At 59.6% G+C, this 11748-nt stretch carries 10 protein-coding genes; 9 read left to right on the forward strand and 1 reads right to left on the reverse strand.

Going from position 1 to position 11748, the window contains the following annotated elements; genetic code table 11:
• Positions 1-5: 5 nt before the first annotated feature.
• The gene (locus BUA42_RS08455) at positions 6-1100 is read right to left on the reverse strand and encodes a Gfo/Idh/MocA family protein (RefSeq protein WP_072777249.1); all 1095 of its coding nucleotides are present in this window, start codon (positions 1098-1100) and stop codon (positions 6-8) included.
• A gap of 110 nt (positions 1101-1210) precedes the next feature.
• On the opposite strand from BUA42_RS08455, the gene iolD reads away from it, so the two are divergent.
• The 9 genes from iolD (at position 1211) to BUA42_RS08500 (ending at position 11703) form a co-directional block, all read left to right on the forward strand.
• Positions 1211-3076 (forward strand): 3D-(3,5/4)-trihydroxycyclohexane-1,2-dione acylhydrolase (decyclizing), encoded by a 1866-nt coding sequence (gene iolD, locus BUA42_RS08460; protein ID WP_072777250.1) that lies wholly within the window; start codon positions 1211-1213, stop codon positions 3074-3076.
• The gene (gene iolC / locus BUA42_RS08465; protein ID WP_072777251.1) at positions 3076-4074 is read left to right on the forward strand and encodes a 5-dehydro-2-deoxygluconokinase; all 999 of its coding nucleotides are present in this window, start codon (positions 3076-3078) and stop codon (positions 4072-4074) included. The genes iolD and iolC overlap by 1 nt, the downstream gene beginning before the upstream one ends.
• A 3-nt stretch (positions 4075-4077) precedes the next feature.
• A complete protein-coding gene (locus BUA42_RS08470) occupies positions 4078-4920 on the forward strand; it encodes a 5-deoxy-glucuronate isomerase (RefSeq protein ID WP_072777252.1) in 843 nt (280 codons plus the stop codon).
• Complete coding sequence (locus BUA42_RS08475; protein ID WP_072777253.1) at positions 4917-5759, forward strand: class II fructose-bisphosphate aldolase; 843 nt, start codon at positions 4917-4919, stop codon at positions 5757-5759. Before BUA42_RS08470 ends, BUA42_RS08475 begins: the two co-directional genes overlap by 4 nt.
• A complete protein-coding gene (gene iolG, locus BUA42_RS08480; RefSeq protein WP_072777254.1) occupies positions 5756-6742 on the forward strand; it encodes an inositol 2-dehydrogenase in 987 nt (328 codons plus the stop codon). The genes BUA42_RS08475 and iolG overlap by 4 nt, the downstream gene beginning before the upstream one ends.
• 327 nt (positions 6743-7069) lie before the next feature.
• Complete coding sequence (locus BUA42_RS08485) at positions 7070-8428, forward strand: serine/threonine protein kinase (protein WP_072777255.1); 1359 nt, start codon at positions 7070-7072, stop codon at positions 8426-8428.
• 11 nt (positions 8429-8439) lie between these two features.
• Positions 8440-9576, forward strand: a complete 1137-nt coding sequence (locus tag BUA42_RS20825) for an FHA domain-containing protein (RefSeq protein ID WP_084066164.1) — start codon at positions 8440-8442, stop codon at positions 9574-9576.
• The gene (locus tag BUA42_RS08495; protein ID WP_072777256.1) at positions 9560-10477 is read left to right on the forward strand and encodes a PP2C family protein-serine/threonine phosphatase; all 918 of its coding nucleotides are present in this window, start codon (positions 9560-9562) and stop codon (positions 10475-10477) included. The genes BUA42_RS20825 and BUA42_RS08495 overlap by 17 nt, the downstream gene beginning before the upstream one ends.
• Positions 10474-11703: a P-loop NTPase family protein gene (locus tag BUA42_RS08500; RefSeq protein WP_072777257.1), complete on the forward strand. Its 1230-nt coding sequence runs from the start codon at positions 10474-10476 to the stop codon at positions 11701-11703. Before BUA42_RS08495 ends, BUA42_RS08500 begins: the two co-directional genes overlap by 4 nt.
• Positions 11704-11748 lie beyond the last annotated feature (45 nt).

Genomic DNA, 11748 nt, shown 5'->3' on the forward strand with positions numbered 1-11748 from the left:
TGACGTCAAACGCTGACCCAGCGGCCTGTCGCCTGTGAGGCGCGGGCGGCTGCGACGATCTCCGACACGGCCAGCCCGTCCCGAAACGTGGGCCATTTCGATTGACCCGTGTCGATGGCTTCAAGGAAATCCCGCGCCTCGATGATGATCTGATCCTGATAGCCCGTTCCGTGCCCCGGCCCGAGGCAGAATGGCTCATAATCGGGATGCGCCGGACCTGTCAGGATTTGCCGAAATCCGCGCTCGGCCTCCGGCCCCTCGGCCTTGTAAAGCCACAGCGCATTCTGGTCTTCCTGGTTGAACCGTATCGCACCTTTGGTGCCCGTAATCTCGTAGATGTACCCCATTTTCCGACCCGTCGCGATGCGGCTGAAAAAGAGATGCCCCATGGCACCGTTCGAAAAGCGACACATCATCTGCGCTTGATCGTCATTTGTGACCGAAACTCCGTCGCGATCAGAGTGCACGGTCTCGATCTCGGCCATGACGGAGTTGATGGGTCCGATCAGGGCAAGCGCCGCATTGATCATGTGCGGGGCCAGATCGCCCATTGTCCCGTTGCCGTCGCCACTTGTCCGCCAGGACGCCGGCGCGGTCGGATTGGCGTAGAAGTCTTCGGTGTGTTCACCCCGGAACCACGTCACGTCCCCGATAGCCCCTTCCGCCACCAGCCGTCTTGCGAATTGCGACGCGGGAGTGCGTATATAATTGAAACCAATCATGTTTATCACGCCCGCCGCTTCAACAACGTCGGTCATCGCGCGCGCATCTTCGACGGACGCCCCCAACGGTTTCTCGCAGAACACGGGCTTGCCGAGCGCAGCCGCGGCGCGCGTGATATCGAGATGTGTATCGGGAGGCGAGGCGATCACGACCGCTTGGACCGCCGGGTCAGCGACCAGCGCAGCCCAATCTTTTGCCGCGCGCCGGAACCCAAACGCCTTGCGATATCGTTCGGCAGAAGCAGGTGACAAGGCCGCGATCATCTCAAGGCGTGGTCGCAGCGCGGTGCCGAAGACCGCGCCGACAGCCGAGAAGGCGACGGAATGGGCCTTGCCCATATATCCGCCCCCGATGATCCCTATTCCGATATCGGTCATCGCTGCCCCGAGAAATGGTTTGCAACCGGTTGCAAGACGAGTATCTTCAAATCAAACATCGGGTCAAGCACCGAAGAGTGCGCAATCCCGAAACCTTGGGAGGACACGCCATGAGCGGGGAGACGATCCGCCTGACCACGGCCCAGGCGATCATTCGCTACTTGAACGCCCAGTTCATCGACATCGACGGTGCGCGCGTCCGGTTGTGCGGCGGCGGTTTCGGAATTTTTGGCCACGGCAACGTCACCTGCCTTGGCGAAGCGCTTTACGATCACCGCGACACCCTCCCGCTCTATCGCGGACAGAATGAACAGGGGATGGGTTTCGCCGCCGCGGCTTATGCGAAATATCACCTGCGCCGCCGGTTCATGTTCTGCACTGCATCCGCCGGTCCGGGAACCGCAAATCTGCTGACCGCGTCCGCACTCGCACACGCCAACCGGCTGCCCTTGCTGATGCTCTGTGGCGACACATTCCTCACTCGCCTGCCCGACCCCGTGCTCCAGCAGATCGAGGACTTCAATGACCCGACCCTTGGCCTGAATGACGCTTTCCGACCGGTCACCCGCTATTGGGACCGGATCACCCATCCGGCACAGGTCATCCAGTCCCTGCCCGCCGCCATCGCGACCTTGCTCGACCCAGCGGATTGCGGCCCGGCTTTCATCGCCCTGCCGCAGGACGTGCAAGGCTGGGCCTATGATTTTCCGGTCGAGCTGTTCAAAGACCGGACGCATCGCACTCGGCGTCAAAGGCCCGACGCAGACGAGATCACGGATGCCGTTGAGCTGCTCAGCGCTGCCAAACGCCCGGTGATTATCGCCGGCGGAGGAGTGCAATATTCTGGCGCTGTGTCCGAGATGACCGCCTTTGCCGAAACCCATGGCATCCCTGTCATCGAAACCATCGCCGGGCGCGCGAACTTCACCGATGAACACCCGCTAAATATCGGCCCAGTCGGAGTCACCGGATCTGACAGCGCAAATGCGGTGGCCGAGGCCGCCGACGTGGTCCTGTCCGTCGGTTCGCGGCTGCAAGACTTCACGACGGGCAGCTGGACGGCATTCGCGAAGGACGCACGCATCATTTCTTTGAATGCCGCACGACATGACGCTGGCAAACACATGTCGTTGCCGGTGGTCGGGGATGCCAAGCTGGGGATCGAAGCGTTAGGCCAAGCCATGAGGGACTACAAAGCACCCTCCGATTGGTTGGAATTCGCACAGTCCGAAAGAAAGAAATGGCAGGCCTACGTTGCCGAAAACACGCGCCCCGGCAATCGACCCAATTCCTATGCGCAGGCGATTGGCGTCGTGAATGCGCTATGTGACAAGCGGGATCGCGTCGTGGCAGCGGCCGGCGGCCTGCCCGCCGAGGTTACTGCGAACTGGCGCACGCTCGACATTGGCACAGTGGATGTCGAATTCGGTTTCTCCTGCATGGGGTATGAAATCGCCGGAGGCTGGGGCGCGCGGATCGCGCAATCCGAAAACGAACCGGACGCGGATACGATCGTGTTCTGTGGCGACGGATCGTACTTGCTGATGAATTCGGACATCTACTCCTCCGTCCTGACCCGCAAGAAACTCATCGTGCTTGTGCTCGACAACGGTGGATTTGCGGTCATCAACAAGCTTCAGAACAACACCGGGAATGAAAGCTTCAACAACCTGTTCTCTGACACGCCCACGATCCCCGACGCGTTCGCTGTCGATTTCGCGGCGCACGCCGCATCGATGGGGGCCAACGCCGTGAAGGTCGACACCCCTGATCAGCTTGCCGACGCCTTCAAAGCAGCGAAAGCTGCCGACAAGACGTCCGTCATCGTCATGAATGTCGATGCCTATGACGGCTGGACCACAGAAGGTCACACGTGGTGGGAGGTCGGCACGCCCGAAGTGTCAGAACATGCGTCGGTCCGCGAAAAGCACGCCGAGATCGAGGCCGAGCGTGCAAAACAAAGGCGTGGTGTGTGATGGCATGTCTTCCTCTCGACACCGTTCAGACCTCGATCCAGCGTGGCAACTTCGTTGTTGTGGGTCGGGCCGGCATGGACCTTTCCGCGCATCCACCAGGCGTCAAAAGCGAAGAGGCCGAGGTGTTCCATGCGTCCCTTGGCGGATCCTCCGCCAACATCGCGGCGGGCCTTTGCAAATTGGGCAAGCAGGCGTCGATCGTCACGTCGGTCTCGGACGATGCGGTCGGTCGCTTCTGCCTGAACCAGCTAGCCAAGTATGGCGTCGATGCGCGTCATGTCCGGACCGTTGGCGGAGAGGCACGCAATTCACTTGCGATCTACGAAAGCCGCACCGAAGGGTTTCAAAACGTCATCTACCGCAACGGCGCTGCTGATTTCGAAATGACCGTGGAAGATATCGACGCCGTGGACCTCGCACCTTTCGGAGCCTTGGTCACCGCCGGAACCGTCTTTGCGGCTGAGCCGTCGCGCAGCGCCGCCTTCCACGCCTTCGATCGCGCAAAGACTGCGGGGCTGCCAGTCCTTTTCGACATCGACTACAGGCCCTATTCCTGGCCGTCGCCCGAGGTTGCAGAGGACGTGCTGTCCCGTGCCGGTGCAATGAGTGACATCATCGTCGGAAATGACGAAGAGTTCGGCTTCATGGCGGGCGGCATCGACAAAGGTCTTGCGAAAGCGCGCGACCTCGCCAGTTCCGGCGTCGCCGTTGTTATCTACAAGATGGGTGAGAAAGGCGCGATCACCTTCGCCGGGGGCGACGAAATGCGGACCGGTATCTTTGGTGTCGATGCGCTCAAACCCGTCGGCGCCGGTGACAGTTTCATGGCGGGGTTCCTCGCGGCACTTGCCGACGGCCGAGACCTGAAAGAAGCCGTGACCCGCGGCTCCGCCGCTGCCGCCGTTACCGTGTCGAGACCGGGCTGCGCACCGGCCATGCCAACATCCTCCGAACTCGACCACTTCATCGCAAATCACACCGCTTCCCAGGAGGCCTGAGCCATGCACATCCCCCCGTTCGACAATGAGAACAAACCCATCGTCGACGTCGACGACGCACTGGTGCCTCTGACTTATTTCAACATCGTCAAGCTGAGGAAAGGCGAAACCTTCGGATACGCCGTTCCAGGATACGAGACCTGCATCGTCCCCGCCACGGGGTTGATCGATGTGACGGTTGGCGGCTTCGACGCCACATCGCTCGGCGGGCGCGGTGTCGATGTGTGGGACGGAGAACCGGAAGGCGTGTACGTCCCGACCGGACAGGAAGCGCGCATGACATGCCTATCGGACAATGCGGAGGTCTTCGTGGCCGGTGCCAAGTTTGACGATGAGCTGGAGCCTTTCGCTGTCCGTGCCGACGAGATCGATCTTGTGCAATACGGATCGGACGACACCAAGACGCACCGCAAGATCAAACACATCCTCGGCCAGAAACAGCACGACCGCGTCGGAAGGCTTCTGGTGTCAGAGCTTTTCACTGTCGGTGCAGGTGGATGGTCCGGCTTTCCCAGCCACAAACACGACACGGATCGCCTCCCCGACGAAACCCGCCATGACGAAACCTACAATTTCCGTTTCAAACCGGATTACGGCTCGGGCGTCCAGATGTTGCAGCGCGTCGATAATGAGCCGGGGGACGCCTACCACATCGTCAACGGCTCCACGATCTGCATCGACAAAGGCTACCACCCCTGCTGCGTGCTTCCGGGGTACGAGATGTACTACTTCACCATTCTCGGCGGTCTCAGCCAGCGCAGTCTGAAGCAGTATTTTCAGCCAACTCACGCCGAACAACTGCACACGATCCCGGGCATCATGGATATGGTCGCGAAGTTCAAATGACCCTTGCTACGCTCAAGGATGTTCTGACACCCGCACTGGCCAACGGCTATGCCGTAGGTGGTCTTGTCTGTCTGGGGTGGGAAGACATGCGCGCTTATGTCGAAGCCGCCGAAGCCGAAGGTCTGCCCGTGATCCTGCAGGCCGGACCGTCCTGCCGAAAGCACACCCCCCTGCCCGTACTCGGCCGCATGTTCCGCCACCTTGCGGAAAACGCGAGCGTGCCTGTGGTGGCTCATCTTGACCACGGCTACACGTTGGACGAGTGCAAGGAAGCAGTGCAGTCCGGCTTCACCTCACTCATGTTCGACGGCTCCCGCAAGCCGCTTGAGCAGAATATCGACGAAACCGCGCAGGTCGCAGATCTCGCCCATGCTGCCGGGATCTCCTGCGAAGGCGAGATCGGGTTTGTGGGCTATAGCGGCGGAGAAGCGTCTGATGGCACCGATCCGGCCGAAGCGGAGCGCTTTGCGCGAGAGACCGGTGTGGACGCGATAGCCATTTCGGTCGGGAATGTCCATCTGCAACAGAACCAGGAGGGTGGTCTGGATGAAACCCGCATCCGCCGGATTGAGGCCGTGACCGATATTCCCCTCGTGATCCATGGGGGAAGCGGGGTGCCCCTCGCGCAGCGCGCGCATCTCGCACGCAGCTCGAATATCTGCAAATTTAACATCGGCACTGAATTGCGGATGGTGTTCGGAATGGCGCTCCGGGACGCGCTCGAAAGCGACGAAGAGGGATTCGATCGCGTGCAAATCCTAAGCGCCGTGGAACCCGCGCTTAAAGACGCGGCGCGAAAAGCGCTCCGATCCATATCCAGAGAGAGCGTTTCTTCATGATCAGGTTTGGTTTGCTTGGCTGTGGTCGCATTGGTCAGGTTCACGCGAGCAGCATCGCCGCTGTCGAAAACGCATCGCTGATCGCTGTCGCCGACGCGGTACCCGCCGCCGCCGAAACGCTCGCCGCCAAGTCCGGCGCAGAGGTCAGAAGCTCCGATGAGATCATCGCCGCACAGGACATCGATGCCGTCATCATCGCGTCCCCCACCACCGCGCATTACGATCAGATCCATGCGCTCGCCAAGGCGGGCAAGGCAATCTTCTGCGAAAAGCCACTTGATCTGTCCTCGGACCGCGCCGCCGAATGCGCGCGCGCAGTGAAGACGGCAGGCGTCGCGTTCCTCACCGGGTTCAACCGACGATTTGACCCGGATTTCAGTCTTCTCCAGCGAAAGCTATCCGAAGGAGTGATCGGACGGCCCGAACTTGTGGTGATCACTTCGCGCGACCCGGCACCACCGCCGATCAGCTATATCGAGACCTCGGGTGGCCTCTTCCGGGACATGATGATCCACGATTTCGACATGGCACGCTTCTTGCTTGGCGAAGAAATCACCGAGGTTTTCGCCACCGGTTCCTGCCTCGTCGATCCCGGCATCGGCGCTGCCGGAGATGTGGATACCGCGATGGTGACCCTGAAAACCGAAAGCGGCGCATTGTGCCAGATCAACAACTCCCGACGTGCGGTCTATGGCTACGATCAACGCATCGAGGTTCATGGTGCACGCGGCATGCTGCAGGCCGCGAACCAGCCGGAACACCGTCTGACACTGGCGACCGCACCGGGTTTCGCGACCGCTCCGAACAAGGCGTTTTTCCTCGAACGCTACGCTCCCGCATACCGCGCAGAAATCGCCGCCTTCGTCGCGGCCCTTACGGACGGCCGCGCACCAGATCCCGGCATCGACGACGGCGTCCAAGCCCAAAAACTCGCAGACGCCGCAACGCAATCACATCACCTCGGAAAACCGATCAGGTTGTAAAGAGGACTGGCGACTTCGTCTGACTTTTTGGGACAGCAATCCACCATCCTTCATAAATTGCGCACTTGCGATCCGTGATCTCGCGGCCCGCAGAACCCTGTCTTGATTTGAATGCGCATAAACCTGGCAATTCGATACTGGCGGTACAACGCTGCCTGCAAGTTCAAGCCGTTACGCTTCTCGAATTTCACAAGACGATAAAACTTTTGACCCAAGTTGAACATCTTCTGATCACATTCGACTGGCACGTTTGTTGATGAAATCTCGCTAATTGGGACGTCATAACAGTTCTTATCCAGGTTTGTCACAGTGCTCCAAGTCGCCAGAATGTCTGACGAGACGACGTTAAATGACCTGCCCGCAGGCACGCTTCTCCTGCGCAATCAATACCAGATCGAACGCATGCTCGGGGATGGTGGCTTCGGCATCACCTACCTTGCACGCGACAGCCTGGATCGTCAGGTGGTGATCAAGGAATGCTTCCCGGAAATGCTGTGCTGCCGTCAGGGCCGGAACGTGAAGGCGCGGACTGCGTCAGAGGACCCGAGGTTTCAAAGTGTTATCACCAACTTTCTGAAAGAAGCCCGGCGGGTGGCCAAACTGGATCATCCGAACATTGTCGGGGTGCATCAGGTTTTCGAGGAAAACGGAACCGCCTACCTGGCAATGGACTTCATAGACGGTGTCGACTTGTTGACGCTTCTCGAAGATGCGCCGGAAAAGCTGACCCGCGATGTTCTGCAGAAAGCGCTGCGCGATACGCTGAAGTCCATCAAGTATATCCACGACCTCGAGATCCTGCACCGCGATATCTCGCCGGACAACCTCATGCTCGACGATGCCGGGAACTTGACCTTGATCGACTTCGGCGCCGCGCGTGACAATTGCCTGCGAAAAGACCGGGCCTTGTCCGCCCTGCTGTCCGTCAAGGACGGGTATTCGCCGCACGAGTTTTACCTCGACGACACCGATCAGAAAAAATCCAGCGATCTTTATTCGCTGGCCGCCACGTTCTACCACCTGATCATCGGTCAAGCGCCGCCTGACAGTCAGCGGCGCGTGGCCGCGCTCGCCTCGGGCAAGCCGGACCCTTATCAACCGCTGGCCGGGCTCACGCTCGACTTTGATGAAACCCTGCTTGCGTCCATCGACACCTGCCTCAACATCAAGCAATCGGACAGGCTTCAGACAGCGGATGAGTGGCTTGGCGTTCTCGATGGGACAGTGCCACGTCAGGTTCAAGTGGCACCGACCCCCGCAAAGCGCCACACACCGAAAGAGCCCACGCGTGTTAGGCCCGCACAGGAACCAGCGCCGCGTGTCGAGATCCTCGTCGACTCCATCGCAGAGCTGGTCGAGACGACGAACCGTGACGTGAAAAAATCCAGCCCGAAGAAAAACCGCAAGAAGAAAGCCAAGGAAGAGCATTTCAGCGTCTCGCAAGACAGTTCGGTCAAGCAGTTCGTTGATCTCTTCGGTAATCCGATCCACGATGTCGAAGCATGGATGCGCGAACAGGATGAGTTGTCGTCATCCAAGAGCATCGACACGCCCGCCCAGTCGGATTTCGACCTTGAGGATATCTCCGAGCAGGACGTGAACAATCCGCTTCGCAGTCTGATCAGGGCGATGATGCCGTGGCGCACCCGGCGCAAACCGCTCACCGCCCCAACACAAAAAACCTGAAAGGAACGTCAATGAGGTTCATTCGAGACATCATCGACAGCCAGCAACGTCTGGCCGATGCCCAAGAGATCGACGACATCGAGGCAACGGACGGCCCGAACGGACCGTTGGATCAGTCATCCTCGTCTACGAACGATGCGGATGTGCTGGAGCTTTCACAGGACTTTGCCTTGCGTCCGGAACAGGACCAAGACGCATCGCGCGGCTTTGATGATGTTGAGACTCCCGATGAGTCGATCGATGAAGACGATGAAGATGTCTCTGCGGTTGAGGAAACCGGTATCTCGGCAGGACAATCCGACGCGCATGACGCACCGTCCGAATTGCCTGCGCCCGAAATCGTGCCCAGCCGGAAAACCGATGGCCATATGCTCCAGCAAATCCGCAAACCAGAGCCCGTCGCTCCGGTTGTGGAAGAAGAGCAAAATGACGCCCTCGATCAAGACGACGATCTTCCCTTGCCCCTGCGAGACCGCTCGGAAAACCGGGTGAACATCTCAGACGCGCCCAAGAGTCGCCTGCGGCTGCATCGGTCCACGGCGAGTGACGAAGCGCCCGGAGAAGGGCAAGAGGTGATGTCGCAGCTCAGAGAAACCTTCGTTGAAGAGCCTGAGGGCGAGGCGGAAACGGCGGAGGCATCGGCACCAGCGGCACCCGTTCGGAAAAGCGGAAACGCGCGTGCGCGCACGCGGCTTCTTGGATTCAACCCGGGCGCCGTGGGCGGTGATCCGGTGGCACGGTTGCGCAGAGCCGAAGAACCGCAGGACGTGCGCTTTCCCGTGGGTTGGCTGGTCGTCACCGCGGGACCAGGACGCGGTGCATCGTTCACCCTGTCGACAGGCGTCGCACAGATTGGTCGTGCGGAGAACCAAGCCATTCGTCTTGATTTCGGCGACACATCCATCTCGCGCGAGAACCACGCGGCCATTGCCTATGATACAGAGCAGAACACGTTTTTCATTGGCCACGGCGGAAAAGCCAATCTCGTGCGTCGCAACAACCGCCCTGTTCTGAGCACCGAGGAGCTGTCAGCCGGGGACACCATTCGCGTCGGCGAAACCACGCTGCGTTTCGTTCCGTTCTGCGGATCGGATTTCTCGTGGGATGACGCGCAACAGTCTGGCCAGACGAATGCGATCCACGGATAAGCTCGCCTGCGATGCCGTGACGCTTCTGAACCAGGGGCGTCGCGAGCGGCAGGAAGACGCGGTGGCATCCGATTTTCCCGAAGGCTCGGATGTCGGATTTGCGGTGCTGGGTGATGGCATGGGCGGCCACACCTCCGGTGAAATCGCAAGCAACATCGTGGTGTCCGAGGTGTTCCGGCGGATCAAGGCCTACGCCACCGACCCCGATCTTCTCGAAACCCGGATCAGCGACATACTTCACGAAGCGACAGCGCACGCGAATGCGAGCGTCGGGGAATATACGCTGACAAAGCCCGAGACGCATGGGATGGGGACAACACTTCTTGCCCCGGTCGTCGTGCAGGACAGGCTGTACTGGATCTCAATCGGCGACTCGCCACTGTATATCTTCCGGCAGGACAGGCTTTTCCGGTTGAACCAAATCCACACGCTGCGCGGGCAACTCGAGTACCTCGTCGACAACAACCTTGTTGACCCCGAAGACGCGATGGCAAGCGATCAGAATTGCCTGACCTCTGCCATCGTGGGACAAGAGATCGCGCAGATCGATTGCAGCGACGCGCCGATTGCTCTGTACGAAGGGGATATCGTAATCGCTGCCAGCGACGGTCTGAATTACCTCGCCGATGAAGAGATCTCGGACGTGCTGTTTCAGGTTCAAGACGCGTCTGCCGCAATTATCGGCAAGGCGCTGATGACCCAGATCACGCATCTCGACGATCCGGATCAGGACAACGTTGCGTGCTGTGTCATGAAGTTCAGTCCTGCGCCGCGAATGCCCATCGAAAGCCCCGTCGCCTCAGTCGACGCGCACTGCGCAAGCCCAAACACGGTCGTCGCCACGCTCGATCGCACGACGCAGGAAGTTGAGTATGAAGCATCCATGAGGAAACGGTCTTGACCTCACCAGACAGTGCAGCTTCGGTTGCGGACGCGCTTCAGTCGGCGCTCGACCAAGGCCGATTTCCGACGCAATACGCGCCCATGGCGCGCCACCTCGCCTCTCACCTTCGGAAACCCGTTCACACGGTGATCACGGGTCTTGACGGCAGCGGCAAGTCAACTCTGCTCAATATGTTTCTTGGCGACGCCATTGTGAGCCACAGCGGCCCGGTGCCGGTCATCGAGATTGCCCAAGGTGCGGCAAACACTGTGACTTTCGAGGGCAGCGATGGCACTCAAACCCGACTGGATGGACTTCTCAGCGAACATGACATGCCTGCGGGAACGACCCGTATCCGACAGGAACTCGCGTCACCCGAACTAAGCCAGCAAAGCTTTGCGGAGGTGCGCATCGATGTCGATGCACCGAAAGCGGCCCTGAGTTGGATATCGCAGAACGCCAATATCGTTCTCTGGTGCACCGAGGGTTTCAACGAAGACGAACAACAGTTCTGGAAATCGCTTCCCGACGGCCTGAAAGATCACGGTTTTCTTGTTCTGACAAAGACCGACCGCCACCTCGCCGATGGTACACTTGAGGAGATTAAGTCTACCCTGGAACCCATTGTATCGGAAGAATTTCTTGGCCTGCTTACAGTCGCGGCGCCGCAGGGTTTGATGCCGCAACCGAAGACCGACTCTGCGCTCTGGGCGTCCAGCGGCGGCAAAGCCCTTGTCGAAGCGGTTTCGGGTTTGATTGAAAAAGGGCGCGCCGAGGACCTCGATCAAGCCCAAATGCTCATCGAAAGCTTTGCGCCTGACATCGCGGATGAAAAGCCGGACACGCCCGCCGATGACAGGCAGTCCAACCCCGGCGTCGTTGTTCCAATGACCAAAAAGGTCACGTCCACCGCAAGGGGAGACAAGACCCTTGTAAGCGCCGTCGCGATCATCGATGAGGGCGCCGAAGCGCTCGTGTCCGCAGCATCACGTGACTCCATGGACGTCGACAAGACCATTACCATCTGCGCCGACACGATGACACGGTTGGTGGACCATTTTGCAACGTCCAAAACGGATGACCATCGCGTGCAAAAGGCCCGTGAAGATGCCCATGATGGGCAGGAAATGATCCTCCTGTTCCAGCTTGAAAAGAACGAAGACGCCGCAACCGACGCGGTGACCGTTCTGTTGCAACTCAAGACGGAATTTCTTGAAAACTCTTTCTATCTGCAGGCGTCGTGATGGGCGGATTTTCATATTGCTGCCCCAACATGGACACAAACGCGA

The organism is Marivita hallyeonensis, from assembly GCF_900129875.1.
Classification (GTDB): Bacteria; Pseudomonadota; Alphaproteobacteria; order Rhodobacterales; family Rhodobacteraceae; genus Marivita; species Marivita hallyeonensis.